Origin of the sequence: Natrinema hispanicum (assembly GCF_900111485.1) — an archaeon.
Classification (GTDB): Archaea; Halobacteriota; Halobacteria; order Halobacteriales; family Natrialbaceae; genus Natrinema; species Natrinema hispanicum_A.
This window is the reverse complement of the sequence record NZ_FOIC01000031.1, coordinates 1-23,175: the sequence shown is the minus strand read 5'-3', so window position 1 is coordinate 23,175 and position 23,175 is coordinate 1. Positions and strand designations below refer to the sequence as shown.

General features: G+C 61.6%; 31 protein-coding genes and 1 pseudogene. 16 read left to right on the top strand and 16 right to left on the bottom strand.

The features are described from left to right. The first annotated feature begins 285 nt into the window (after nt 1-285). Nucleotides 286-1,437 (top strand): hypothetical protein, encoded by a 1,152-nt coding sequence (locus BSG09_RS17030; protein WP_175542244.1) that lies wholly within the window; start codon nt 286-288, stop codon nt 1,435-1,437. Nucleotides 1,438-1,503: 66 nt separating this feature from the next. Here BSG09_RS17030 and BSG09_RS17025 read toward each other — a convergent pair whose 3' ends face one another. Then, nucleotides 1,504-2,574, bottom strand: coding sequence for a quinone-dependent dihydroorotate dehydrogenase (locus BSG09_RS17025; protein WP_092935238.1), 1,071 nt, complete (start codon nt 2,572-2,574; stop codon nt 1,504-1,506). Between the two features lie 208 nt (nt 2,575-2,782). On the opposite strand from BSG09_RS17025, the gene BSG09_RS20365 reads away from it, so the two are divergent. Further along, on the top strand, nt 2,783-2,947 hold the full coding sequence (locus tag BSG09_RS20365; protein WP_008011995.1) for a hypothetical protein: 165 nt from the start codon (nt 2,783-2,785) through the stop codon (nt 2,945-2,947). A 133-nt stretch (nt 2,948-3,080) separates the two neighbouring features. Here BSG09_RS20365 and BSG09_RS17020 read toward each other — a convergent pair whose 3' ends face one another. Both BSG09_RS17020 and BSG09_RS17015 read right to left on the bottom strand, forming a co-directional pair. After that, complete coding sequence (locus BSG09_RS17020; protein WP_092935236.1) at nt 3,081-3,413, bottom strand: (2Fe-2S) ferredoxin domain-containing protein; 333 nt, start codon at nt 3,411-3,413, stop codon at nt 3,081-3,083. Further along, the gene (locus BSG09_RS17015) at nt 3,410-3,598 is read right to left on the bottom strand and encodes a hypothetical protein (protein WP_139246256.1); all 189 of its coding nucleotides are present in this window, start codon (nt 3,596-3,598) and stop codon (nt 3,410-3,412) included. The genes BSG09_RS17020 and BSG09_RS17015 overlap by 4 nt, the downstream gene beginning before the upstream one ends. 216 nt (nt 3,599-3,814) lie before the next feature. On the opposite strand from BSG09_RS17015, the gene BSG09_RS17010 reads away from it, so the two are divergent. From BSG09_RS17010 to BSG09_RS16970, 9 genes are read left to right on the top strand one after another with little or no spacing between them, the layout of a single operon-like run. Further along, nucleotides 3,815-4,882: a monovalent cation/H+ antiporter subunit E gene (locus BSG09_RS17010; protein WP_092935232.1), complete on the top strand. Its 1,068-nt coding sequence runs from the start codon at nt 3,815-3,817 to the stop codon at nt 4,880-4,882. Next, nucleotides 4,879-5,160, top strand: a complete 282-nt coding sequence (locus BSG09_RS17005) for a cation:proton antiporter (protein WP_092935230.1) — start codon at nt 4,879-4,881, stop codon at nt 5,158-5,160. Before BSG09_RS17010 ends, BSG09_RS17005 begins: the two co-directional genes overlap by 4 nt. Next, complete coding sequence (gene mnhG / locus BSG09_RS17000; protein WP_092935228.1) at nt 5,157-5,525, top strand: monovalent cation/H(+) antiporter subunit G; 369 nt, start codon at nt 5,157-5,159, stop codon at nt 5,523-5,525. Before BSG09_RS17005 ends, mnhG begins: the two co-directional genes overlap by 4 nt. Next, entirely contained in the window at nt 5,522-6,061 is a 540-nt protein-coding gene (locus tag BSG09_RS16995) for a DUF4040 domain-containing protein (protein WP_092935226.1), read from the top strand. Before mnhG ends, BSG09_RS16995 begins: the two co-directional genes overlap by 4 nt. Beyond that, nucleotides 6,062-6,571: an MnhB domain-containing protein gene (locus BSG09_RS16990; RefSeq protein WP_092935224.1), complete on the top strand. Its 510-nt coding sequence runs from the start codon at nt 6,062-6,064 to the stop codon at nt 6,569-6,571. Beyond that, nucleotides 6,564-6,935 (top strand): cation:proton antiporter subunit C, encoded by a 372-nt coding sequence (locus BSG09_RS16985; RefSeq protein ID WP_092935222.1) that lies wholly within the window; start codon nt 6,564-6,566, stop codon nt 6,933-6,935. The genes BSG09_RS16990 and BSG09_RS16985 overlap by 8 nt, the downstream gene beginning before the upstream one ends. Beyond that, the gene (locus tag BSG09_RS16980; protein ID WP_092935220.1) at nt 6,928-8,445 is read left to right on the top strand and encodes a proton-conducting transporter transmembrane domain-containing protein; all 1,518 of its coding nucleotides are present in this window, start codon (nt 6,928-6,930) and stop codon (nt 8,443-8,445) included. Before BSG09_RS16985 ends, BSG09_RS16980 begins: the two co-directional genes overlap by 8 nt. Next, a complete protein-coding gene (locus BSG09_RS16975) occupies nt 8,446-10,425 on the top strand; it encodes a proton-conducting transporter transmembrane domain-containing protein (protein ID WP_092935218.1) in 1,980 nt (659 codons plus the stop codon). Next, nucleotides 10,425-12,278, top strand: a complete 1,854-nt coding sequence (locus tag BSG09_RS16970; protein ID WP_092935216.1) for a Na(+)/H(+) antiporter subunit D — start codon at nt 10,425-10,427, stop codon at nt 12,276-12,278. Before BSG09_RS16975 ends, BSG09_RS16970 begins: the two co-directional genes overlap by 1 nt. A 20-nt stretch (nt 12,279-12,298) precedes the next feature. On the opposite strand, the gene BSG09_RS16965 is transcribed toward BSG09_RS16970, so the two are convergent. From BSG09_RS16965 to BSG09_RS20960, 3 genes are all read right to left on the bottom strand, one after another. Next, entirely contained in the window at nt 12,299-13,411 is a 1,113-nt protein-coding gene (locus BSG09_RS16965; protein ID WP_092935214.1) for a tyrosine-type recombinase/integrase, read from the bottom strand. Then, nucleotides 13,408-13,545 carry a hypothetical protein gene (locus BSG09_RS20965; protein ID WP_175542243.1) on the bottom strand — a complete coding sequence of 46 codons (138 nt, stop codon included), beginning with the start codon at nt 13,543-13,545 and terminating at the stop codon, nt 13,408-13,410. The genes BSG09_RS16965 and BSG09_RS20965 overlap by 4 nt, the downstream gene beginning before the upstream one ends. 235 nt (nt 13,546-13,780) lie before the next feature. Then, entirely contained in the window at nt 13,781-13,945 is a 165-nt protein-coding gene (locus BSG09_RS20960; protein WP_175542242.1) for a hypothetical protein, read from the bottom strand. 115 nt (nt 13,946-14,060) lie between these two features. Here BSG09_RS20960 and BSG09_RS16960 point away from each other — a divergent pair, with 115 nt between their 5' ends. Beyond that, nucleotides 14,061-14,798 carry an alpha/beta hydrolase family protein gene (locus tag BSG09_RS16960; RefSeq protein WP_092935212.1) on the top strand — a complete coding sequence of 246 codons (738 nt, stop codon included), beginning with the start codon at nt 14,061-14,063 and terminating at the stop codon, nt 14,796-14,798. A gap of 48 nt (nt 14,799-14,846) precedes the next feature. Here BSG09_RS16960 and BSG09_RS16955 read toward each other — a convergent pair whose 3' ends face one another. From BSG09_RS16955 to BSG09_RS16935, 5 genes are all read right to left on the bottom strand, one after another. Then, entirely contained in the window at nt 14,847-15,050 is a 204-nt protein-coding gene (locus tag BSG09_RS16955; protein ID WP_092935210.1) for a cytochrome-ba3 oxidase subunit, read from the bottom strand. Nucleotides 15,051-15,150: 100 nt separating this feature from the next. Then, complete coding sequence (locus BSG09_RS16950; RefSeq protein ID WP_092935208.1) at nt 15,151-15,348, bottom strand: CbaC protein; 198 nt, start codon at nt 15,346-15,348, stop codon at nt 15,151-15,153. Continuing rightward, nucleotides 15,348-17,105, bottom strand: a complete 1,758-nt coding sequence (locus BSG09_RS16945) for a b(o/a)3-type cytochrome-c oxidase subunit 1 (RefSeq protein ID WP_092935206.1) — start codon at nt 17,103-17,105, stop codon at nt 15,348-15,350. The genes BSG09_RS16950 and BSG09_RS16945 overlap by 1 nt, the downstream gene beginning before the upstream one ends. Then, on the bottom strand, nt 17,102-17,902 hold the full coding sequence (locus BSG09_RS16940) for a cytochrome c oxidase subunit II (protein ID WP_092935204.1): 801 nt from the start codon (nt 17,900-17,902) through the stop codon (nt 17,102-17,104). Before BSG09_RS16940 ends, BSG09_RS16945 begins: the two co-directional genes overlap by 4 nt. Next, on the bottom strand, nt 17,899-18,078 hold the full coding sequence (locus BSG09_RS16935; protein WP_092935202.1) for a cytochrome oxidase: 180 nt from the start codon (nt 18,076-18,078) through the stop codon (nt 17,899-17,901). The genes BSG09_RS16940 and BSG09_RS16935 overlap by 4 nt, the downstream gene beginning before the upstream one ends. A 232-nt stretch (nt 18,079-18,310) precedes the next feature. On the opposite strand from BSG09_RS16935, the gene BSG09_RS16930 reads away from it, so the two are divergent. Together BSG09_RS16930 and BSG09_RS16925 are read left to right on the top strand one after the other, a co-directional pair. Then, complete coding sequence (locus BSG09_RS16930; protein ID WP_092935200.1) at nt 18,311-18,658, top strand: ArsR/SmtB family transcription factor; 348 nt, start codon at nt 18,311-18,313, stop codon at nt 18,656-18,658. Next, nucleotides 18,655-18,966: a DUF7521 family protein gene (locus tag BSG09_RS16925; RefSeq protein ID WP_092935198.1), complete on the top strand. Its 312-nt coding sequence runs from the start codon at nt 18,655-18,657 to the stop codon at nt 18,964-18,966. Before BSG09_RS16930 ends, BSG09_RS16925 begins: the two co-directional genes overlap by 4 nt. Before the next feature lie 116 nt (nt 18,967-19,082). On the opposite strand, the gene BSG09_RS16920 is transcribed toward BSG09_RS16925, so the two are convergent. From BSG09_RS16920 to BSG09_RS16900, 5 genes are all read right to left on the bottom strand, one after another. Then, entirely contained in the window at nt 19,083-19,970 is an 888-nt protein-coding gene (locus BSG09_RS16920) for a hypothetical protein (RefSeq protein WP_175542241.1), read from the bottom strand. Further along, entirely contained in the window at nt 19,967-20,707 is a 741-nt protein-coding gene (locus tag BSG09_RS16915; protein ID WP_092935194.1) for a hypothetical protein, read from the bottom strand. Before BSG09_RS16915 ends, BSG09_RS16920 begins: the two co-directional genes overlap by 4 nt. Continuing rightward, nucleotides 20,704-21,564 carry a hypothetical protein gene (locus tag BSG09_RS16910; protein WP_092935258.1) on the bottom strand — a complete coding sequence of 287 codons (861 nt, stop codon included), beginning with the start codon at nt 21,562-21,564 and terminating at the stop codon, nt 20,704-20,706. Before BSG09_RS16910 ends, BSG09_RS16915 begins: the two co-directional genes overlap by 4 nt. Before the next feature lie 134 nt (nt 21,565-21,698). Then, the gene (locus tag BSG09_RS16905; RefSeq protein WP_092935192.1) at nt 21,699-22,154 is read right to left on the bottom strand and encodes a hypothetical protein; all 456 of its coding nucleotides are present in this window, start codon (nt 22,152-22,154) and stop codon (nt 21,699-21,701) included. Next, nucleotides 22,154-22,453, bottom strand: a complete 300-nt coding sequence (locus tag BSG09_RS16900) for a hypothetical protein (protein WP_092935256.1) — start codon at nt 22,451-22,453, stop codon at nt 22,154-22,156. The genes BSG09_RS16905 and BSG09_RS16900 overlap by 1 nt, the downstream gene beginning before the upstream one ends. A gap of 209 nt (nt 22,454-22,662) precedes the next feature. Here BSG09_RS16900 and BSG09_RS16895 point away from each other — a divergent pair, with 209 nt between their 5' ends. Both BSG09_RS16895 and BSG09_RS16890 read left to right on the top strand, forming a co-directional pair. Then, entirely contained in the window at nt 22,663-22,845 is a 183-nt protein-coding gene (locus BSG09_RS16895; protein WP_217650156.1) for a hypothetical protein, read from the top strand. An 80-nt stretch (nt 22,846-22,925) separates the two neighbouring features. Further along, nucleotides 22,926-23,175: pseudogene (locus BSG09_RS16890) on the top strand (IS5/IS1182 family transposase); the annotation flags it as partial.

Sequence of the window (23,175 nt, the reverse complement as noted above, 5' to 3'; positions counted from 1 at the left end):
CGTGCTACTCTACAAAACAGGATACAGGACCTCTATAACAATACTGTGACAGGTTACGACACTATCTGGACTATGAGAGAAGACAACCAGGAGTGTCGTAGTGTTAATCGCAGACGGTATTTAAAACGAATCACCGCAGGGAGCATAAGCCTCGCTGCACTCGGTGGCTTCCCGGCGACAACCACTGCACAGAGTAGAGACAGTATCGAAGCAGAGTTCTGTGGGGAAGCTAGCACACCACCGGAGAGACCACCCGGTGGACAGGCAGGACAATGTATCAACTGCGTGCGCGCGGTGTGTGATACTGAACCAACTGCTGTTGCCTTGTACACCGGTCTCTCCGGGACCTGCTTTACGCTCCCGGCAGCGGCCATTCCGGAGGATGCCGACTATCTGACGCTGAAAGCCGGACAGAACTGTTTCCTGGCGGACGTGCCCCAGGATGCGGAAGCCAATGTTACATGGTGCTTGCCGGAAGGATCACAGGACATCAGCAACGCAACGTTCTACTCGTGTGACGGTGGAGACGTTCCGACGGTTGACAAAGTGACCATCACCTGTGAAAAAATAGCCATTACTACGTCGAATATTCCCAGTGGTGATACGCTCACTGTGGAGGTTACATTCGGGGACGGAAAGGAAACGTACGAACCCACTGTTGGGGCCGACGGCACCGCGCACGTTACGCTGCCTGGAGATCGAGATATCACGGCTGTCGTTATTATGTACGAGGACACGGTGTTGTACGCCGAAATGGTCGATATTCAATGCCCGCCGAAGTGTCCTGACGGACTCAACATCGCGTACAAGTACAAGTACGGCGAGTGGTGGCCAGATACCTATGATGATATTGGGGACGAAGTCGATCCGGACGTATTCACCATCGAGGGAGATCAAAAAGAAGTAACGATCTGTGCACCCTTCCCATTTGTTGTCAGCTATGCCACTCGCAAGAAAGGCGGGAAAGGCAAAGGTGGCTGGAAAGGCTGGAAGGGCTGGAAAGGCTGGAAAGGTTGGCACGACAAGAAAGGCCACATGAAGCACGAGAACATGTTCGATCAGTTCTTCGGGGGCCACGGCGAGCACGGTGGCAAACACGGTGGCAAGCATGGTGGCGAGCACGGTGGCAAACACGGTGGCGAGCACGGTGGCAAGCATGGTGGCAAGCACGGCGGCAAACACGGTGGCAAGCACGGCGGCAAACACGGTGGCAAGCACGGCGGCAAACACGGTGGCAAGCACGGCGGCAAACACGGTGGCAAGCACGGCGGCAAGCACGGTTCGTGTGGTTGCTTCGATGACTGTAAGGAACAAGAGCCGGTTCCCGCCGAGAAAGTTGACGGCCAATATTGTGCCACAATCACGAGTGCCATGGATGGAAAGCCGAAGAAGAAAGCAGAGATCTGCTGGTTCCGCGTGCACTGTCCAGAAGAATAGCGACAGCGGTCGGAACCGATCGAGATCGCGGTCAAGACAGAGGCCGTGACGAACGCAGTGGGTGAGTCACTCGAGGCCTGCACCCACCGCGTCTTCGACCGACGAAAAGCCGTCGCGCTCGAGCAACTCGACGAGTCCCTGATTGATCTGTTTTGCTGTCGACGGCCCTTGATAGACGAATCCGGTATAGAGTTGAACGAGCGAGGCACCCGCACGGATCTTGGCGTATGCGCTGGCGGCCGAGTCGACGCCGCCGACGCCGATAATCGGCAACTCGCCGTCGGTATATTCCGCAATCGACCGGATCATGGCCGTCGAGCGCCGTTCCAGCGGCTTCCCGCTGAGGCCGCCCCACTCCTGTTTGTTGGCAGAGACGAGCCCGTCGCGACTCGTCGTGGTGTTCGTCGCGACGATACCGTCGAGGCCGAACTCCTGAACGATGTCGACGAGATCGAAGACGGAGTCTGTGGGCGAGTCAGGCCCGATCTTCACCAGTAGCGGGACGTCCGCGTCGTTTTCGGCCTCGAGCGTCTCGAAGATCGCTCGCAAGTGTTCCGGCGAGCCCTCGTCGAACTCCTCGGGCGTGTTCGGACAGGAGACGTTGACGACGACATAGTCGGCAAACGGCGAGAGCCGGTCGAAGACGCGCCGATAGTCCTCGATCGCCTCGCGCTCGCTCGAGGAGTTCATTTTCCCGACGTTGACGCCGAGCGGAATCTCGGGGGTGCCGTCGGCTTCGAGGCGGGATTTAACCGCTTCCATTCCCTGTCCGTTGAAGCCCATCCGGTTGACCATCGCCCGGTCTTCGCGCAGGCGGAATAGCCGGGGGCGGTCGTTACCCGTCTGTGCATACGGTGTAACGGTGCCAATCTCGACGAAGCCAAAGCCAAGCGCGGCGAGGGCGTGTGTCACTTCTGCGTTCTTGTCGAACCCGGCGGCGACGCCGACCGGATTCGGGAACGTCGTGTCGAACAAATCGACCTCGAGCGCAGGGTCCTCGTACTGGTAGGCATACGAAAGCGCCCGCTGCGTCGGCCACGTCGACTGGGCTGTCCGGAGCGTCCGCTTGCCAAGCTCGTGGGCCGTCTCGGCCGGCAGCTTGAACGCGAGGGGGCGAACCCGAGAGTACAACGTCATTGCCCTCACGTGGGAACGGCCCATAGGTAAACGTCTCGAAGCGCTCGAGAGTGTGTCACGACGAACAGCCGTGAACGAGCAGTAGCACACGACAGACAATGGTAATATCCAAAATCGGAAGACAAATGTCTAGTTCTAGAACGGTAAAATAAACAAATATCCACAAAGTATTTGCCAGAACACTCTCGAAATTCATTCGAAATCACGAATGTCCTCCTTTGATGGACTATTCAGCGTCATCGGGATCGGTCGCGACTCGACCGAGCAACCACCCATCCACTACGAGTGTCGTCGGTGTGGCAAGACGCTCTCGAAACGCGACACTGTCTGTCCGCTGTGCGGATCGACGGACGTCGCCGAAATTCAGCTCTGATAGCCTCCAGACAGCTACAGCTGTGTGGGGGTACCTCCACGGAACTGAAGCGGTTCGGCGGGTCGTCGTCACGGTGGACGATGACCTGCGTTTCGGGCCGTGTCCGTCGACCGTGGTCGATTCGGAGTCGTTCTCAGCGATCGTCACGGACACGTTCTGCGTCCGGGCCGAACGCCGACTCGAGCACGTCCGGTACGTCTTCCGGCTGTACGTCCGAGTACCAGACGTTTCGCGGCTGAATCGTCATCGCGGTTCCGTTCTCGCTACAGAGCCCGAGACACGAGGTTTCGCTGACCGATACCGCAGTCCAGAACGCGTTTCGCTCGCGGAGCCAGTCTTTGACTGCTTCGAGGGTCGTTTTAGCTCCCGCCGCGCCACAGCTCGCGTACTCGGCGTCGCGGTCAGTGGTACAGACGAATACGTGGGCGTCGAACCGCTCGCGTTGGTGATCCGTTTGTTCTTTCATTGGCTCGTCAGCAGGTCCTCGCGGCGCTCGGTTGTCGACCGGACGCCGGCTCGCGCCTGCAGCCACGCCAACCAGCTGGCGACGATTGCCCAGCGCCCTCCCCAATTCAGGACAGTCGTCGGTAGCTGTACGGTCGTGTGCTCGTCATGTCCGGTCCCGATTCGGTCGTGAACGGTTTCGGCCATCATACAAGTTAGATTGTCTTACTGAAAATCTGGTTGTAAATCTACCGGTCTCTCACCGACGGCAGCGGTGTCATCCTCCTGTCGACTCTTCAACGAAGACGAGACTGAAATATCACGAATGTCCAGTGGAATCCGCGGGAACACGCGACTGCTGGCCGATAACGAAATCGTTTTCCCATGGCTGCCGTTTAAGTCGACTAACAACGACAGTCATGAATGTCCACCGACGGTCACCAGGAGGGAGCCGCCGTGGCGGTTGAACGCCTGCTCGTCCCGCTGTCGGACACGGTGACCGTCCGACAGACGGTCGGCTACGCCGTCCAGTCGGGACTCGAGGATGCCGATTCCCTCGAGTGTCACCTCGTCGTCGCGATGCCATACGACGCCGACGTGCCCGAGAGCGATCGGTATCGCGACGATGCCGAAAACCTGCTCTCGCGGGCGCAAAGCTGGGTCGAAGAGGACGCCGGTACCGCCGACGTGACGATCGAGACGGCGACGATCGGTGTCGACGAGTACCTCTTCGGACCCCGTGACTACGCCGAGATCTTCGACGCCTACGCCGCCGACCATGGGATCGATCGCGTCGTCATCGATCCGGAGTACCAGCCCGGCGTCACCGCACAACTGCTCCAGCCGCTCGAGCGCGAACTCGAGCGAATCGGGCTGACCTACGAGGAAGCACCGGTCGAGCGACCGGCTCGCCGCGGCCGACTCGTCGGTGAGACCGAGGACTTCGATCGACTGTTCGCGACGTTTTGGATCTCCTATGGGTTCTATCTCGTCCTCGGCGATCCGACCTACTGGTTCGATCTGCTCACCGGCGCGGCGGTCGCCGGCATCGTCGCCGTCTCGCTCGCGCAGGTGACCTTTACCGTCCCGCTCGATCGTGTCCAATCACCCATTCGTGTCGTGCGGTTTGCCATCTACGTCCCGTATTTGCTCTGGGAGATCATCAAGGCCAACATCGCCGTCTCGGCGGTGATCCTCAGACCGTCGATGCCGATCGACCCCTCGCTGAGCCGGGTTAATTCACGCGTCCGGAGTGGGCTGCCGCTGACCGCGCTCGCAAACAGTATCACGCTCACGCCGGGCACGCTGACGGTTCGGGCGACCAACCAGGAGCTGCTGGTCCACTCGTTGATCCCCGACGCTCGCGAAGACCTCTTCGACGGCGGCTTAGAGCGGGGCATCCGCTTTGTCTTCTACGGTCGCGCCGCCGCGGCGATCCCATCGCCACGAGAACGCGACGACGCCGAAATCGTCGGGGGTGAGGAACTGTGACGCCGTGGTCGCTCGAGACGGTATTCCTCGGTGGAGCCGCCGCATTCGTCGTGCTGGCGATCGCGATGTTTTATCGTGCCGTTGTCGGCCCGACGACGCAGGACCGGCTGCTGGCGGTCAACGTCCTCGGGACGAACACGGTCGTCATCCTCGCCCTGCTGGCGGCAGGACTCGATCAGGCGTGGTTTCTCGACGTGGCGCTGATCTACGCCCTGTTGAACTTCCTGATGTCGATCGCAATCTCGAAGTTCACCGTCGAGCGAGGTGGAGTGTTGTGATCGAGACACTCCAGTTTTGGGCGGTCGTCGTCCTCCTCGGCCTCGGCGTGTTCTTTACGTTCGTCTCGACGGTCGGCGTGCTCCGGCTGCCGGATATCTACGCGCGAGCTCACACTGCCTCTCAGACGGACACGCTCGGCGCGGGATTCGCACTGGCTGCTGTCGCCGTCGCCTTCGGCTGGCAGCAGGCGACGGTATATTCCGTCTTGTTGCTGTTTTTCGTGTTCATCACGAACCCGACGGCGGCGCACGCGATCGCACGCTCCGCAGCCGAGACGGGTGTCGAACCCCTCCTTACAGAGGACCCCGATGACGCCGATGACGATGCTAATACCGCTGTCGAAAGCGAGGGTGAGGTACAATGAGTGTCCTCGCGTACACGCTCGCGGTGTTTATCCTCGCAACGGCAGTCGCGACGGTGCTGTTTCGCGACGTGCTGTCGGTCATCATCGTCTTCGGGGCCTACAGTCTCGGCATGGCGATCCTCTATACGTTCCTGCTGGCACCCGACGTGGCGATGACCGAGGCCGCGATCGGTGCCGGCGTGACGACGCTGCTGTTGTTGCTGACGATCGCCCGGACGACTCGCCCCTCGACCGACAGGCTCCGAGAGCGAGTTCACCTGCCGGCGGTCGCTGTCGTCGGTGCGTTCGTGCTCCTGCTGTGTGTTGCCGTTCTGCCCGAAATGTACGCGGTCGGGATCACGGAGACCCCAGTCTGGTCGAACCCCGACGTGACCCAACACTACATCCGGGAAACCTACGCCCAGACTGGCGTGTCCAACGCCGTCACGTCCGTCCTCGCCGCCTACCGTGGGTTCGACACCTTCGGCGAGGCGGTCGTCGTCTTTGCGGCCGGCGTCTCGACGCTGCTCGTCTTGAAACGCGAGGTGTTTGCCTGAATGTCTGACCCTTACGACGATACGTACACCGAGAGCCAGGTGATCATGACTGCCGTGAAGATCATCGCACCATTTACGCTCACCTACGGGTTGTTCATGACCTTCCACGGGGGCGACGCCCCTGGCGGCGGGTTCCAGGGCGGCACCATCGTCGGCGTCACGGTCCTCATGCTCGCCTTTGCCTTCGGCATCGAACCGACCCGCCAGTGGCTTCGCAACTCGTTTCTCGTCGGCCTCATCACCGGCGGCGTCATCATCTTCGGCGCGATCGGGCTCGGAATGATCGCGCTTGGTGGGAACTTCCTCGAGTTCTACCAACTCAAGGAGATTTTCCACATCAAACCGAAGTGGGGGCTCGAGGCCATCGAGATCGCTGGCATCTCGCTGATCGTCTCGGGAGTCATGATCTCGCTTTTCTTCTCGATGGCGGCCGGGTTCTCGCCCGAACGCCCGAGCGGAACCGGTGGACGCGAGGAGTCGGCCGATCGGGGGGTGAGCGACGATGATTGAGCTCCTGGCGAGCCACTACACGTACGTATTGGTCTTCGTGTTGCTTGGTCTCGGAATCTACATGACGATCGCCAGTGAGAACCTCGTGAAGAAACTGATCGGTGTGAGTCTCTTCCAGACGGCCATCTTTCTGTTTTTCATCTCGATGGCCTATATCGAAGGGGGGTCGGCACCGATCGTCCCTCACGCGGAGAATCCCGGCGAGCTCATGGTTGCGAGCCCGTTGCCACAGGTCATCGTCCTGACCGCCATCGTCGTCGGCATCGCGCTGACGGCGGTCGGACTGGCGTTGGTCATCCGCATCTACGCGGAGTATGGCACGCTCCGTGAGGACACGCTTCGGGAGGTGCGTGCCGATGAGTAGCGCCGAGTTGCTCCTCCCGCTGTTGATCGCCGCGCCACTGCTGGCAGCAACGCTGCCGATCGTCCTTGGGCTCTGGACCGACCGGACTGGCTGGCCTATCGCCGCGGTCACGACCACCGGCCTCTTCGGCGCTGCCGTTGCCCTCGCGAGCGCCGTTTACACCGGCACCGACGCCGCCCCGATCACCCACGAACTGGGCGGCTATCCGCGGACCTACGGGATCCAACTCGTCGCCGACCAGTTCTCGATCCTGATCGCCCTGCTCGTGACGGCAGTCGCCACCGGCGTCCTCGTCTATACGCGCCAGGGCGGCCCGCGTGGAAACACGTTCTACACCGCCTACCTGCTGCTGACCGGTGGGTTACTCGGGATCACCCTGACCGGCGACGTGTTCAACCTGTTCGTCTTCCTCGAGATTACGAGCATCGCGACCTACGCGCTCGTCGCCAGCGGCGACGGCCCCGAGTCGGCGGTCGCCGCCCTGAAGTACCTGATCCTGGGGACGATGGCCGCGTCGATGTACCTGATCGGGGTCGCGTTCCTGCTGATGGCGACGGGGACGCTCAACATGATCGAACTCGCTACGGCGATCCCGGCTGCGGAACGGCCGACGTTGATCCGAGCCGGCTTCGGGTTCATCGCCGTTGGCTTTGCTACCAAAGTCGCCCAATGGCCGCTGCACACCTGGCAGCCAAGCGCCTATCAGCAGGCCCCCGACGGCGTGACGCCGCTGATCGCCGCACTCGTCTCGACGGCCTCTGCCTACGCCTTTGGCCGACTGATCGTGACCGTCTTTGGTGTCGACTATCTCACCACGATGCCGAACGCGGCCACGATCGTCCTCACGATCGGCTGCGTGAGCGTCCTCGCGGGAACGGCACTGGCCGTCATCCAGACCGAAGTCAAGCGGATGCTCGCCTACTCGTCGGTCTCGCAGTTCGGGCTCGTCATCGCCGCCTACGGCGTCGTCATCGCCGGCAGCTCCGAGACGGCCTTTATCGGTGCTGCGATCCACCTCATCGGCCACGGGCTGTTGAAAGCCGGACTTTTCCTGGGGGCTGCACTCGTCGCGCGGAGTTACGGTGCCCGCACCGTCGATGAGTACGCCGGGCTCGCTAAAGCGCGGCCGGTCGTCGCCGGCGCGATGGCTGTTCTCTTGCTCTCACTCGTCGGTGTCCCACCGGGCGTCGGCTTCGTCGGCAAGTGGTACATCGCACTGGGTGCCGTCCAGTCGGAACTGTGGCCCGTCGCCGCCGTGATCTTCCTCAGTACCATGCTGACGCTGGCCTACGCCGCCCGCCTGCTCGAGAAGATGTATTTCACGCCACCGGCGGCACTCGACTGGCCCCGCACGACGGAGCCGGTCGCGACCGACGGTGGTGACACGACCGTTTCGATCGGCATGCTCGCGATCGTCGTCATCGCCGCCGTTGGTGCCGTTGCACTCGGCTTCGCCGGCGGAACGATCGCCGGGCTGCTCGAGCCGTTCCTCATGGAGGTGTTCAACTAAATGGTTGCAGATATTCGTCCGCTCGCTGCTGTACTCGTCTCGGCCGTCGCGATCGTCCTGATTATCGCGTCGCATCGCCGCCCGAACCTTCGCGAGGGCTGGTCCGTGCTGGCTGCCCTGACGAAGTTTGGACTCGTCGTCAGCATGCTCCCCGCAGTCATGGACGGCACCGTCTTCCGGTGGAGCCTCAAAGAGTCGACGGGAATCCAGTTCCTCGAGGGCATTGACTTTGCCCTGCGTGCCGACCCGCTGGGGATCTTCTTTGCCTTGCTGGCGAGTTTCCTCTGGATCTTTACGTCGTTCTATGCCGCGGGCTACATGCGCGGGCTGTCCGAACACAATCAGACCCGCTTTTTCGCCTCGTTTGCGGCCAGTCTCTCGGCTGCCGTCGGAATCGCCTTCGCGGCGAATCTGGTGACGATCTTCGTCTTCTACGAGTTGCTGTCGCTTGTCACCTATCCGTTAGTCGCCCACAACGAGGACGAAGAGGCCCGCATCGCCGGCCGGAAGTACCTCACCTACACGTTCTTCGGCGGCGGAGTCTTCCTGCTCGCCGGCACCGTGATGATCTACTGGCTGACGAGCCTGGTCAGTGAGGGCCCGACGCTCGCCTTCGAGGCGGGCGGCATGGACGCACTCGCTGCCGCCGCACAAGTCGAGCCGGTCTACGCACAGGCGGCCTTTTTCCTGCTGATCGCTGGCTTCGGCGTCAAGGCCGCGCTGATGCCGCTGCACTCCTGGCTCGCCGACGCGATGGTCGCGCCGACGCCCGTCTCCGGACTGCTCCACGCCGTTGCGGTCGTCAAATCCGGTGCGTTCGGTGTTGCCCGTGTGATCCTCGAGGTCTACGGTCCCGGGCTGATCTACGATCTCCCACTTGACGTCCCGGGGATCGGCGAGGTCGGGCTGAACATCCCGGTGGCGATCGTTGCAGCGTTCACGCTGACCGCAGCGAGTATCATCGCGATGCGCAAAGACCACCTCAAGCGCCGGCTGGCCTACTCGACGACGGCACAGCTCTCCTACATCGTGCTCGGGCTCTCACTGCTGCATCCCTACGCGATCGTCGGGGCACTGTTCCACATCCCCGCACACGCGTTCGCAAAGCTCACGCTGTTCTTCTGTGCCGGCGCGATCCACGTCGAAACTCACACCGACTACATCAGTGAGATGGCCGGTATCGGCAAACGGATGCCGCTGACGATGAGCGCCTTTACCATCGGTGCCGCAGGGATGGCCGGACTACCACCGATCGCTGGCTTCGTCAGCAAGTTCTACATGCTGATCGGGGCCGGCGACGTCGGCGGCAGCTACTGGCTGTTCGCCGGCGCACTCCTGCTCTCGGCCGTGCTCAACATCGCGTACTTCTGGCCGGTCGTCTACACTGCCTTCTTCGAGAGCGAGGACCGCCACGACGCCAAACCCTTACTCGAGTTCCCGGAGGGGGGCCTCATCCAGTCGTACGCGACCACGTCGGATGACGAGAGTGTCGCCGCTGATGGCGGCGAGCCCGCTGACACGTCCGGTATCGAGAACGAGCCACACGCAGCCGACACGGATGACTACGAATACGCTGTCGACAAATATCCAAGCGATCATACGACCGCCGACACGGATGCACCGAGCCAGCCCACCGACGCTCGAGCGACCGAGACCAGTACCCGTGACGGCCACGACGATCACGACGACCACGACGAGTCAGTCGCCGCTGTCGATCACCACGGCGACCACGACGACCATCTCACCGGTGGCCCGCCGGCCGGCGGCTGGCCGCGTCGCTCGCCGCGGACAGAGAGCACGTGGCTCATGCTTGCGCCGATCGCCATCATCGCGACCGGGGCGGTCGTCCTCGGGATCGGTCCCGACTACGCGGTCTTTCTCGAGCTTGCGACCCGGATCGTCGAAGGCGTCTTCGGGATGCCCTTCGAGCAACTCGGAGACATGCCGTTCGGTGAGCTCATGACGGAGGTGACCAACTAATGGAACTCGAACTCCTCTCGCTTGCGTACCCGCCGCTTCTCGTCTTTGTAGCGGCACTGCTCGTCCTCGCTTTGCCCCGAATCGCCGGGTTCACGATGGGCGCACTCAGTCTCGCAGCCGTACTGGCAATCTCGCTGGTCGCACCCGGTGGGGAGCACCTGGGCGGGACGTTCCTCGGCTTCGAGGTCGTTCCCTACTACGTCGACGACTTCTCTCGGATGGTCGGGCTCGGACTCGGTTTCTTGGGGGTCTGTAGCGTCATCTACGCGTACTCGAGCGAGGCCAGCAAGACGCTCGTCGCGTTGGCGCTCGTCTACGTCGCCTCGTCGGTCGGCGCAGCCTTCGCCGGCGACTGGCTCGTGCTCCTGTTCATGTGGGAGCTAATGGCCGTCACCAGCACGCTCGTCGTCTGGCACTACGGCGGCGAGGCGGTTCGGGCTGGCTTCCGCTATGCCCTGTTCCACGGCACCGGTGGCGTGCTCGTGATGTTGGCGATCGCTGCTCACTACGTCCAGACCGGGACGTTCATCTACACCGAAACCGGGATCGCCACCGGCATTCCAGCGCTGCTCGCAGTGCTCGGGATGGGCGTCAACGTCGCTTTCATCGGCGTCCACACCTGGCTGCCCGACACCTACCCGCGACCGCACATCGCGGCTTCGGTATTCCTCTCGGTCTATACGACCAAGACGAGCGCGTTCATCCTCTACCGGGCGTTCCCGATCGGAAGCGAAAGCGATCTGGCGATCTACGTCGCGTACATGGGCGGGCTGATGGCCGTCTACGGGGCGACCTTCGCTCTGTTGCAACACGACATGCGGGCGCTGCTGTCCTACCACATTCAGGCCCAGCTCGGCTACATCGTGGCCGGGATCGGCATGGGCGCGGCGATGTCCTCCGAGATCGCCGTCGCCGGCGCGCTATCGCACTTGTTCAACAACATCCTCTTTAAGAGCCTGCTGTTCATGGCCGTCGGCGTCGTCATCTACCGCACCGACGAGGAGGACCTCTACAAACTCGGCGGGCTCTGGCGTGAGATGCCGCTGACCGCGATCGGGTTCGGACTCGGCGCGCTTTCGATCACCGCGATTCCGGGCTTCAACGGCTACGTGAGCAAGGGGATGCTCTTCGACGCGGCGAACCCCGATCCCCACTACTACGGTCAGCCCGAGTACCAGGCGCTGTACTGGCTGCTTTGGCTCGGCGCGATCGGAACCCTCCTCTCGTTTATCAAGCTCGGCTACTACGTCTTCTTCCACGGCGAGAGCGAGTTCGAGGTCGCCGACGCCAAACTCGGCCAGACCGTCGCAATGTTCGGACTGGGTGGTGCCTGTCTCCTCTTCGGCGTCTGGTGGGAGGGACTGGCTGATCTCGCGCCGACGCTGCACGCCCACGGCGGCCACTTTACGTTCGCGTATCCCGGCGGCGAGGGCACGCTCCATCCCTACAGTCCGAGCCACCTCGAGACCGCCGGCATCCTGACCGGCGTCGCAGCCGTCACCTTCGCCGTCGTCCGGAAGCCGCTCTCGAAACTCGACCTGGGAGATCCGGCGATGGTCGTCTACCCCGTGACGTACTACGGCAGCCGCTGGACGATGCTCGCGGTGACGGAGACGTACGCCGCCGTCGACGCTGCCGTCGTCGGTGCGGTCAAACGCTGCTACTGGGCCGGGAACAACCCGGTCCTCGCCGTCGAGGCGGCCGCACGTCGGCTCCCACTGGTCGAGGTCGACGAGCGCCAGCCGACCGACGGTGGCCGTCCCTCGACGATCCACCTCCGGGCGAGCATCGGAACCACCGTCCTCCTGCTGACGCTCGTCCTGACGGTGGTCCTGTGGCTGCTCGTGGTCTGAGCGCGTCGAACGGGCGAGAATCAGTCGTTTTCCGTCGATTCGTCACGCCCACCAGCGGCGGGTGAGCCATCGTCTGGGACGACGATCGATTGCTCGAGCACCGACGCCCGTAGCGTCGGCTTCGAGGCCGTCGCTTCTCGTCTATACGACTCTGACGATCGATCCCGGCGGACACCACGTGGCGTCAGATAGTCGCCGTCGACGTCGATGCCGGCCTCCTTACAGAGTCGCCGCAACACCGACCGCGCGCCCTCCGTCGTGATGGCTGGCGGTGCGATCGACCGCTCGCGAGCGAGTTCGGTCGCTGTCGTCTCCTCGAGTACTGATTCGATCGTGTCCTCGTCGTAGCCTCGATCACGCAGGACGGACCGCACCCGGGCGGCGATCGAGGGTGCGTGGCCCGTCGGGAACAGCGGCCAGTCGGTCGACGGCGGATCGAGGACGACCCGGTAGCGCCGCAGCGGCGTCCGGGCGCGGGCGGGCAAGGGGACGTCCTCGAGGCGCTGGGACTTGCCGAGGACCCGGATCGTCCCGGTATAGAAGTCCACATCGTCCCAGGTCGCGCCCGTCCGCCGGTCGTCGTCGGGGACTCGGAACAGTTCGGAGCCCCGAACCGTCGAGTGGGCGAGGACGGCGACCATCGCGTACTCGCGCAGCCGGCTGCGTCGCTCACGTGTCGATACCGAGGCGGTCTCGAGCGCCCGCTCGCGGACGTATCGCTCGAGCGCACGGCGCTGGGTGGCCGTCCAACTGTTACTCGTCGGTTGCGGGTTGGCGCTTGGCAATGCGCTTTCGGCGCGGTCGGTCGCCGCTGGGTTCGTCTCGCAGATCCCGCCACGGACACACCACGAGAGAAACGCGCGCACGACCGCATAATAGGTGCCCGCGGACGAAGCGGTGTACTCCCCCCGATCGGTTCGGCGGCGAAGTTCGGCGGCGTAGGCGCGCATGTGCTCGACCTCGAGCGTGGCAATTAATCTGACGCCGTGTTCGGCCTCGAGCCACTCGGTCCAGCGCCGGAGGATCGACTCGGCGTTGGATGCGTAGGTGCCTGCACCTGAGCCGTCGGGATCGCCGACAGCCTTTCGTTGGAGATAGGTATCGACGGCGTCCGTGATCGCGACGGCGGTCATCGGTCGCCCACCTCCGTGTGATCGTCCGGATCGACGCCTGCTGTCGCCGTCGACGTCGCTACGTGCACTCGGATCGGGACCTTGGATGGGCCGACGGCACGAACGCGGACAGCGGGATCGAAACGACGGACCATTTGTGCGAACGATACTGGGCCGAGACCGTAAATCTGTGTTTCGATATCAAATACCTGGTATAAAATCGAGTGGGGGTTCTCAACCGCGGGCTGAGACGGGCTGCTGTCACGCTGTCCCGGCCCGCCCGCAGTGTGGGTTGCGGCCGGCCGGCACTGACTCACTCGTCCGTATGAATCACACCGAGAGCCACCGCACATCCCAACCGATCACAGTGGCCTGATCCTCGGGCTGCTGTCAGGACGGGTTCTGATGGCTGATCTTTTCGGCCGTGATCCCCGGGACCGGCGTCCCACAATCCTTGCACTTCCAGTTCCGTGTCGTCGTTCCGGATTCCTTCTCGAGGTCCTGTTTGAACTCGAGGAGCGCGCCACACTGACATCGATACGTCGTGCGGGTCATAGCCGTACCAACCGCAGGGGATCGGATAAGCGGTTCGCCGATCCGGTCCGGTCTCGAACCGGCGACCCCGGGAACGTCGCTGTCAAGACCCCGGCGGCCGTCGGAACGTGACGAAATGACCCAGACACATCGGATTCCGATCACTGACGCAGAGACAGGGACGGACACGGAGCCGCCGACCGTCGCTGCCGTCCACCACAGGGCCGAGTCTGACGATTGGCTCGTCTTCTGTCACGGTCTCCGAAGCGACAAATCGGGCAGTTACGAGCAGCGGTGTCGACGAGCCGTCGAGGCGGGCTACAACGCAGTTCGCTTTGACTGTCGGGGCTGCGGTGAGTCCGACGGCGCGTTCGTTGCGTCAACGCTCGAGACACGACTCACTGATCTCCACCACGTCGTCGACTACTTCGATCCCGACTCGTTCGTCCTGTTCGGCTCGAGTTTCGGTGGGAAAGTCGCCTTCCACGCCGCGGCCGACGACGACCGGGTGACGGCGGTCGCGACGCGTGCACCCGTGACGACCGCCGGGACGTTCGACGAGTATCGCGCAGCCGTCGAGCGCGACGGGGAGTGGACGTTCGACACCGGCGACCGGATCGACCGTCGGTTCTTCGACGCCCTCGATCGACATCCATTCGACGATGTCGTGTCGACGCTGTCAGTCCCGGTTGCGATCTTCCACGGCGGCGACGACGCGGTCGTCGATCCCGCCGATAGTTTCGACGCGGCGCGGCGACTCGAGAGTGACGTCTGTCTCGAGCGATTCGCGGGCGAAGGCCATCGGTTCTCGCGGGCCGGCGAACGGCGGCTGCTCGATCGGCTGTTCGGCTGGCTCGAGTGGGCTGATCGCTAACGCGACACACTGGCCGGTGTCATAGGGTTGTCATTCCACCGACGGGGCTCATGCACTCGCGTCGTGGGCGGCTGTCCGGGCTGGCCCCTCGAGTGGCGACATCGCGACGTACAGCGCCGCAAAGATCAGGGCGACGTTCACCGTCGCGATGAGGCCGCCGAGCCCGGATCGCGTGAGCCCGAAGACGATTGTCGGGATGACCGCGAGCAATCCCACTGCGACCGCGGCTCGTGGCGTAAGCGTCTCGAACATGGGAGAGACTTGCTATCGCGGCCGTCTTTAATCGGCCACACTGTTCCAGCCGATACGCTCACACTGGGGCGTCGGAATCGGGGTTTTGACCGGTGTCTCATCACTCCGACTTCGTGGGACTACCACGCAGCGGTCGGATCGCCCAGATGACGAGGGTGGCGATGATGACGAGTCCGATCAGCGCCGTCTCGAGCGGCGGGATATTGATCCCAAAGAACGCCAGGACCGTGCGTCCTTCGACGAGGATCACGAGGCTCAGTGCGATGAGGATCAGTAATTTAGCGGGGGACGTGTGCATCAGGTGACTAACGCTCCAACGTAGTCTAGTCCGAACTCGAGATACATGACGGCTTCGCTGGAGACGGGGAACGGCGGAATATCCTGGCCGAAAAGGCCACTTTGGGCCACGATCCCGGCCAGTGGAAGCGCGTAGGCCAGAACGACGAGCGCGAACGCGATCCCGAACCACAGTCGCAAGTTGTCGAGGACCTGTGGTGAGTCCTCCGGCCCGGACAGTGCCGGTGGAAGCGTTCCGTCGACGATCGGCTCACTGTCGTTGTTGAACACCGTCAGGAGCATTAACACGAGAAAGAGCATCGCGGAGATAAACAGCAACGTGCCACCGAGTGCGAGCTGCGCGTTGAGTTCGCCCATCGAGCCGACAGGGACGTCGTATTCGAAGCCCTGGTACTGCGGTTCCGCCGTCCGCCGTGGGACGCCGACGAGTCCGGCCCGAAACATCGAGTTCGTCATGAAGACGATCCCGACGAACCAGAGCACGACCTGGAAAAGGGCGACCTGCCGACCGACGAGTCGGTTCCCGGTTAGCTGTGGGACGAGCCAGTACGACCCGGCCATGAGCGTCAACGCGGTCGCGGTGCCCACCTGGGCGTGGATGTGCCCGGGGATCCACAGTGCGTTGTGGACGAGATAGTTGATGTTCATCCCTGCGTTGACGATGCCAGTGAAGCCGCCGAACGCGAAGACCAGCCCAGCCAGTGCCATGCCGGTAAACGCCGGGTTCCGCCACGGAAGCGCCTGTAGCCAGTTAAACCGCCCTTCACCTCCGCGCTGGCGGGCACCGTGTTCCATACTCGCAACGACGGTAAACGCCGTCAGGAAGCTTGGCAATAGCAGGAACATCGTGTTTGTCATCGCGATGAACTTGAACCCCTCCGCGATACCGGGATCCATGTACTGGTGGTGGATGCCGACCGGCGTCGACAGCAGGACAAACAGGATGAACACAACCCTCGCCAACGGATCGCTGAACAGTCGCCCGCCCGAGAGCTTCGGCAACACGGAGTACCAGAGCAGGTACGCCGGCAGCAACCAGAAGTACACGATCATGTGGCCGAAGAACCAGAACAGCGTTCGGGTCAGCAGGGGGTTGAGACTCTCGGTTATCTCGAGCGACCACGGCAGGATAAACACGAGGATTGAAACGATGACGCCGACCGATCCGAGGAAGAACATCATCATCGTCGTCAACACCATAAACGTCCGGAGCGGAATCCGCTCGCCTGGGTTTTCGTCCCGCCAGGCCCACCACGTTCGGAACCAGTCGATGCCTGCGAGCCACGTCCCGACCAAGAAGAGCGCGAGTCCGATATAGTAGAGCGGATTCGCCTCTAACGGTGCGTAGAACGTAAAGAGCACGTTCGCACGCAACTCCGCGCCGAGCACCATCGGCGGCTGCTCGAGGAAGCCGGCGAGGATCGAAATCGCTGCGAGGAACGATCCAATCGCCATTAGGCCATACCAGAACCAGGTAAATCGGATATCGACGGGCCCTCGCTCGAGGCTATCCGTGACAGCCCACTGGTACAGCCCGACGAGGAAGAAGATGGTAAACGCGATGACGAGGAAGACGCCGTGGCCGGTCAGGACGGTATAGTACTTTATTGAATCGATGAATCGGAAGATGTCCGTCCGGTGAAGTGCCTGAATGATCCCGAAGAGTGCGCCGATCCCGAACGCAATAAACGAGCTCAGAAAGGCGGCCTTAACGAGTCGCGCCTCTGCAGGATACTCGTCGACGAACAGGGCAGTCATGACTCGTCACCTCCCGCTTGCTCATCCGTCTCGTTGCTCACCACTTCCACCGTCCCGGTTTCCTCGTAGTCGTCGACGGTGACGGTCCAGTCGTGTTCACCAACACCGAGTTGCGTGCTATCGGCGGTGAACGTCACGTTCTGGGTGCTTTTCCCGTCGACAGTGAGATCCTGCTGGAACGTCTGGTCCCCGATTTCGGCGTTGACGGTGGTCTCGAGCGGCTCGAGTTGCCCGTTTTCGACCGTTGCGTTGAGCTGGATTTGCTCGCCCGGCGCGACGGTATCCGGTGTCTCGGCGGACAGTTCAGTCAGGTCGAACTCGTCCTCGGACTGGACGACAATTAGCCCTTCCATGGTGTGATGGCCAGAGCCACAGTATTCGTGACAGATAAGTCCATGCTCGCCGGGTTCGTCGAATTCGACGGTCAGCTCCGCGACTTGGCCCGGAATGGCCATCGCGTTGATGTTCGTTCCGGGGACGTAGAAGCCGTGGATGACGTCCCGGCTCGTCACGTAGAACGTGATCTCGTTGTTCGCCGGTATTTCGATCGGATCGGGCTGAAAGATGAACGTCTGGGCGACGACGTAGGCCGCGTATTCGTTTTCACCGACCTGTTCGACTCGTGGCTCACCGAACTGTTCGTCATCATTGAGTTCGTCCGGCGCGATCGTCTCTTCTTCATCGCCGATCATCGTGATGCCGAGCCCGACTGATCCGTACGTGATCGTCACGATGAAGCCGACAATCAGTATCATCGCACCTGCGATCCAGATCTTCTCGTACTGATGGATCCTCATCCGAGCATCACCGGTACGATCATACCCATGACCGTCGGCGTGTTGCCGATGAACTCGACGAAATACGTGAACAGCCACATCAACGTGAGTGCCACGAAGTATATGACGATCAGCGAGAGTGTCCCCCACGGATCATACTCGTCATGGCCGATCTCCCGCGAGACACGAGAACCCATATCGGAGTTGCCACCACCGTCGATCAAATAACCCCTGCGGAGCGTTCGCACACGAAATACCGACTTGGACAACGAAAGTATTGATTACAGAGAGTGTTGGATTCGTCTCGTTCGTCGAGAGCGGCGTCGTCGCCGTCGCTGACACCAGTTGCAGCGGCGAGACGACCGCGTTTTCTGGTTGAGAAAAATCGGACTGCTTTTCATAGGGATACCGAAACGAACAGCTATACCAGTGAGTGAGGACACCGACCTGTCGACGCTGCTCGCGGTCCTCGACGACGAGTACGCACGCGATATCCTCACCCACACGAGCGTCGAACCCATGTCTGCCAGTACCCTGAGCGAACGCTGTGACGCCTCCCTCCCGACGATCTATCGACGGCTCGACCGACTCGAGGAGTGTCACCTTGTCACCGAAGAGACAGAGCTCGCCCAAGACGGCAACCACTACAGCGTCTACCGTGCGAACTTAGATCGACTGGAACTCTCGCTAGACGAGGGTTCGTTTTCACTCGAGCTAACGTACCGTGAGGAAGACGTCGCCGACAAGTTCACCCGAATGTGGGAGGGGATGCGATGACACAAAGCGTCGTGCGAATCAACGAAGCGACACTGTTCGAGCTGTTGACCGTCGCGAGTCTCTTTCTGGTCGCACTCTTTGGGACGCTGATCGCCTATCAGGCCTACCGTGGCTACCGCCGGAACGATGCCCAGTCGATGCTGTATCTCGCCATCGGATTACTGTTGTTGACGCTGTGTCCGTTCGTGCTCAACGTCGCGGTGACGACGCTGATCGACCCGGAACGGATCGTGATCGCGCTGCTCGAGAACGTGAGTCGGCTGTTCGGACTGGTCGCAATCACGTACTCGTTGTACGGTCATCATTAATAGTTGTTAGTAATATGATTTCTTTATTTAGTCGCACCGCTGTATTTTCTTGCCCGATTCTCCTTGATTTTGGTATTGCATAGGTTGTCTGTTAGTCGTTACTTCTCCGATTATTGCTACTGTTTGACAAGGGGCTTCAATCGCAGTTCTCCGAAGCCGTATCGGGAGTGTGAGCTGAGACGAGTAAGACCGTTCTCCGCGGTCTCCACGGGGCGGTCGCCGAGATACTTCACGACCTGCCCGTGGTCCACCGTCTCCAGCCGGAAGACCTCACGCTGTTCGAGAATCCTCTCCTGGCGGAGCCGGAGATCGTCGCGGTTCTCGGCCCACCACCACGGGACGGTACGGTCGTTGACTCCTGAATACTCCGACTTCAGCACGAACGGTGTCACCAACTCGATCAAGTATGTTTCCGCTCCTTCAAGCCGAGAGTAGTCCAGGCCGTCGAGGTCCACCATCTGCGTGTCCTTCAGCTGGACCTCGCCGTAGCCGTAGTTGCGCTTGCCGCCGAACTGGAGCCCCTCCAGCACATCCTCGCCGAGCGGGAGCACCGCCGGGTCATCGGCGTGAAGGTAGGCGTGGACGTACCATTTCGTGGTCTGCTGTTGTTTCCGCTGGTCTTCCCGACGGCCCATGATAGTCTCGTGAGCGAGGGTCGGGTGGCCGCCGTGGACGCGGAGATCATGCGTGTTCAGCGCGTCTCGAGCGCGGGTATCCAGCATCCACGGGTGCATCGCCTCTCGCTGGAGGAACAAGTCGTCGTAGGTCTCTACGTCCGGCAGGCCGCTCCCGAGGTACGGGCGGATTCCCGACTGACTGTGTTCTTCGGGAAACGTCCCGAACTGGCCGGGAACGAACACTCCGTGGCTCACTGACAGCGCCCCGTGCGTCTCCACGTCGAGGTGCTGGCCGAGGGCGTGCAGGATGGCGTTCCCCGAGACGTAGTAGGGGTGGCCGATGTAGTCCATCCGCAGTTCCCAGAGAACTTGCTGAATCTCCGTCATTGGTCTGGCCTCCACTCAGCGAAGTCCTCGATGTACTGGAGTGCGGTACTCCATGACTGGATGCGGCGGAGATTGGCGTCAAGCGTCATGTCGTACTTGTCGCGGTCGGTATCGAGCGGATGCTCAGTCAGACGGTTCCACGCCGACGCCCACGACCGCCACGGGCGACTCCCGAGACGGGCCGACGGTCGTCCCCCGTGGTCCGCGTCGATGCGGAGTGCGAACCGCCCGCCGTCGAGGACGGTGCGGAAGGGGACGATCTCTCCCGCCGAATCGACGATGAGCCGGAGGTCGGCGAACTCATGGTCTGCGCGGTAGTTGTCGAGGAGCGCCGCCACGAGGAGCGTGTGGTACTTCAGCGACGTGTGCGGGTGATAGACCGACTCGTTGAACGCAGCGGCCACGTCGGACTCCAGCCACCGCTCGTGTGCGGTCTGGCCGTCCTCGACGGCGAGTAAGTCGCCAACCTCGCTCTCGATGGTCGCCCGGGAGAACTCGCGGGGGTTGTAGGCGGTTTCGCCGGTGAGTATGGACAGTCGGTAGTGGTCGTTGTGGGTCGGGACGGTCTGCTCCTGTACGTCCAGCGGACGTGAGAGCGCCGCTGCATCGCCGTCCGCGCCCTCCGGCACCGACTGGTTCACGGGAACGCCAGCGAACTCCTTGCGGGCGTTGTCGTGACTCTCGCCGGTGAACTTGTGAGCGTCGTGCCGGAAGGCGGCGAGCATCACGCCGCTCATGGTCCCTCTTTGACCCGCTCGGCGAGTGCGGCCTCGAACTCGTGGAAATGGTTGTTTTCCCACGTCTCGTCTTTCTCCTCCATCTTCTGCGTCTTGCCCTTGCCTCGGTCGAAGACGCGGCGGAGTTCGTGTTCCTCGTAGAGCGGGTTCACGAGTTCGCAGTCCACGATCCCACCACCGAAGTTCCGAGCGCCGCCCAGCTGGTGCATGAAGTCGGTCTGGTGGGTGTTGAGATAGTCGATGGCCTCAGCGAGCAGCGCGACGAACTCGGGCTTGGCCTCACGGAAGGAAAGATGCCAGCAGCCGTCGAGATTCGCTACGGCGTCTACCTCCACGTTCCTGAGCGGCTCGCGGTTGTCCTCCCGGTTGCGAGAGACAATGTTTCGGTTCAGGCGTCGGTAGTGGCCTTCGGCTTGTCCTCGCGTGTAGTCCACGCTGGAGCGAACAGGCGAGAATTTGATGGGCCGCCGCATCACCTTACCGGGGCGATTCCCGAACCCGCCGAAGAGGTCAAGAATCACGCACCCGTCGCCGTCCTCGTCGTCGATGCAATCTCCCTTCGAGTGATACCCGGCATCGAGATCGCGGGAGTACACGCCATCCTTGCGGAAGTTGGCGTTGGACTCGCCGGGGTGACAGGCGGTGCCGCCCCGTTCCTGCATGACCTTCTCCATCCCGTGACGAAGCCAGCCTGACAGTGAGAACGCGGGGATGATGCCGCCGATCTGGTTCTGCGGGTCGTCGTCCTCGTAGTTGCCGTTGCTGGCATGGTGACGGTCGGTCATGATGCTGTCGTCGATGATGAGCAGGTCAGAGCGGATTCGGACAAACACGTCACGGAAGTCGGATTCCTTCATTTTGGGTGGCATCTCAGTGAGATTCGAGCGCGCCCTCCAGCACGTCGATGGAGCAGCAGGCGACCGCGCTGAGGCGGTACTCCTTGTAGGTTTCACCGTCATCCGTGTGGACGATGCGGTCCGTCATACGGGCGTTACTCGTCATCGTCGGTCACTTCAGTTTCCACGTCACTCGCGTTCTCGTACTCCTCTTCCGACTCGTCAAGCAGTTCTTCGGCGTCTGCGAGGATGTCTTGGGCGTACTCAGAGTCCGAGCATCCAAGCCCTTCGCCAACGGTTCCTTCCCCGATGGCGTTGCCGAGAGTGAGGAACGAGAAATGGATGAACCGGACTAGGCGGAAGAGTTGTATCTTCGGAGTCCGATTGTCGAGGACGACGATCTTCTGGAACTCGTCTCCAACATGTTTGATGTACTCATCAAACCGACTGATCATCAGCCAGAAATCAACTCCCACGCCTTTGCCGTTCTTGATTGCGTAGTTGATTCGGTGAGCGTTAGGGGCGACCTCTTCGGTGAAGGACGACTGGATTTTGATGGACATCTCCTGTCTAGCGATCAGATCCAAGCTCGGGCCGTTGTTGCCAGACATCAAGCAGACACTCCCGTTTTGATGGTGCTTGCGAGCGCCTTGAACGGGTTTTCGTCGTCTGTGTAGTAATGCCATTCTGCCCAGTCACGGTCATCCACTTCATCACGGACGAATTTCACGTAGCCATCGACGGAGCGCCCACGTAGATCGAACTGCTGGACGATATGAATCGTCTCGTCGAACGTACGGTAGATGTATGATAGGTCGTCAGTGTCCTCGCCCAGCACGATGTAGTTTGGGCGAACGGCACTACGCTTGCGAGCGATGCCTTCAATTGAGTCGGGGGTTGAGTTTTTCATGCTTCGGTTGGTCCCGAAGCGCGGTCGGGCGTGTTCCATCACGCTCCGGCCATCTTCTGACCGGCGTTCCGCGCTTTCTATTGCCAATTATGGGAACGTACATACTTAATACTTTGCCAATCATGGGAACGTTCCCTAATGTGGTAACAATGCCATATATAGGAACAGAACCAGAATTATCCAATCAAGGAATGGCGAGACGGAGAGCGATGCTCACTGATACTGAGCGTGAGTTGTTAGACGCCGATGAGAAGTCAGACCGTTATTACCAAGCGGTTTCGCGTATCAGGCGGAAAATCAACGAGGAACTGACCGAGGACATTCAACTCCTCGAACAGAACCATCCTGAGCTGCTTGCCGAACTCCGCGATGTCGTCTGCGAGGACGGTTAACATTGCTCTGTTGAACAGCGATCTAATCAGCCGATATCACTGGCTTAGAAGGATGAAGCCGAGGAATTCGATTCTGTCCTATGGAAATCGATCTCCTCGACTTCGTTGAGCAGTGTCGTGACCTAGCCAAACAAGCGTTGGGGAAGCACGCGGGCGAGCCCGCCAGCGGCGGGTTCGCCCGCTGGGTCCATGTCGTCCTACACTGTTTTCGGCTCGAAGAAGGTCACAGCTACCGTGAAACGCCGAATCGGTTGAAGTACATGACCGAGATTTGTGACGTACTCGGTCTCGATCGAGAGAACCTCCCCGACTACAGCACGATCTACAAGT

Bases quoted from the DNA above. Each gene is read 5' to 3' on its own strand.
- BSG09_RS17025 (WP_092935238.1), bottom strand. From the start codon at position 2,574: ATGACGTTGTACTCTCGGGTTCGCCCCCTCGCGTTCAAGCTGCCGGCC.
- BSG09_RS20365 (WP_008011995.1), top strand. From the start codon at position 2,783: ATGTCCTCCTTTGATGGACTATTCAGCGTCATCGGGATCGGTCGCGAC.
- BSG09_RS17020 (WP_092935236.1), bottom strand. From the start codon at position 3,413: ATGAAAGAACAAACGGATCACCAACGCGAGCGGTTCGACGCCCACGTA.
- BSG09_RS17015 (WP_139246256.1), bottom strand. From the start codon at position 3,598: ATGGCCGAAACCGTTCACGACCGAATCGGGACCGGACATGACGAGCAC.
- BSG09_RS17010 (WP_092935232.1), top strand. From the start codon at position 3,815: ATGTCCACCGACGGTCACCAGGAGGGAGCCGCCGTGGCGGTTGAACGC.
- BSG09_RS16995 (WP_092935226.1), top strand. From the start codon at position 5,522: ATGAGTGTCCTCGCGTACACGCTCGCGGTGTTTATCCTCGCAACGGCA.
- BSG09_RS16990 (WP_092935224.1), top strand. From the start codon at position 6,062: ATGTCTGACCCTTACGACGATACGTACACCGAGAGCCAGGTGATCATG.
- BSG09_RS16985 (WP_092935222.1), top strand. From the start codon at position 6,564: ATGATTGAGCTCCTGGCGAGCCACTACACGTACGTATTGGTCTTCGTG.
- BSG09_RS16980 (WP_092935220.1), top strand. From the start codon at position 6,928: ATGAGTAGCGCCGAGTTGCTCCTCCCGCTGTTGATCGCCGCGCCACTG.
- BSG09_RS16975 (WP_092935218.1), top strand. From the start codon at position 8,446: ATGGTTGCAGATATTCGTCCGCTCGCTGCTGTACTCGTCTCGGCCGTC.
- BSG09_RS16970 (WP_092935216.1), top strand. From the start codon at position 10,425: ATGGAACTCGAACTCCTCTCGCTTGCGTACCCGCCGCTTCTCGTCTTT.
- BSG09_RS16965 (WP_092935214.1), bottom strand. From the start codon at position 13,411: ATGACCGCCGTCGCGATCACGGACGCCGTCGATACCTATCTCCAACGA.
- BSG09_RS20965 (WP_175542243.1), bottom strand. From the start codon at position 13,545: ATGGTCCGTCGTTTCGATCCCGCTGTCCGCGTTCGTGCCGTCGGCCCA.
- BSG09_RS20960 (WP_175542242.1), bottom strand. From the start codon at position 13,945: ATGACCCGCACGACGTATCGATGTCAGTGTGGCGCGCTCCTCGAGTTC.
- BSG09_RS16960 (WP_092935212.1), top strand. From the start codon at position 14,061: ATGACCCAGACACATCGGATTCCGATCACTGACGCAGAGACAGGGACG.
- BSG09_RS16955 (WP_092935210.1), bottom strand. From the start codon at position 15,050: ATGTTCGAGACGCTTACGCCACGAGCCGCGGTCGCAGTGGGATTGCTC.
- BSG09_RS16950 (WP_092935208.1), bottom strand. From the start codon at position 15,348: ATGCACACGTCCCCCGCTAAATTACTGATCCTCATCGCACTGAGCCTC.
- BSG09_RS16945 (WP_092935206.1), bottom strand. From the start codon at position 17,105: ATGACTGCCCTGTTCGTCGACGAGTATCCTGCAGAGGCGCGACTCGTT.
- BSG09_RS16940 (WP_092935204.1), bottom strand. From the start codon at position 17,902: ATGAGGATCCATCAGTACGAGAAGATCTGGATCGCAGGTGCGATGATA.
- BSG09_RS16935 (WP_092935202.1), bottom strand. From the start codon at position 18,078: ATGGGTTCTCGTGTCTCGCGGGAGATCGGCCATGACGAGTATGATCCG.
- BSG09_RS16925 (WP_092935198.1), top strand. From the start codon at position 18,655: ATGACACAAAGCGTCGTGCGAATCAACGAAGCGACACTGTTCGAGCTG.
- BSG09_RS16920 (WP_175542241.1), bottom strand. From the start codon at position 19,970: ATGACGGAGATTCAGCAAGTTCTCTGGGAACTGCGGATGGACTACATC.
- BSG09_RS16915 (WP_092935194.1), bottom strand. From the start codon at position 20,707: ATGAGCGGCGTGATGCTCGCCGCCTTCCGGCACGACGCTCACAAGTTC.
- BSG09_RS16910 (WP_092935258.1), bottom strand. From the start codon at position 21,564: ATGAAGGAATCCGACTTCCGTGACGTGTTTGTCCGAATCCGCTCTGAC.
- BSG09_RS16905 (WP_092935192.1), bottom strand. From the start codon at position 22,154: ATGTCTGGCAACAACGGCCCGAGCTTGGATCTGATCGCTAGACAGGAG.
- BSG09_RS16900 (WP_092935256.1), bottom strand. From the start codon at position 22,453: ATGAAAAACTCAACCCCCGACTCAATTGAAGGCATCGCTCGCAAGCGT.
- BSG09_RS16895 (WP_217650156.1), top strand. From the start codon at position 22,663: ATGCTCACTGATACTGAGCGTGAGTTGTTAGACGCCGATGAGAAGTCA.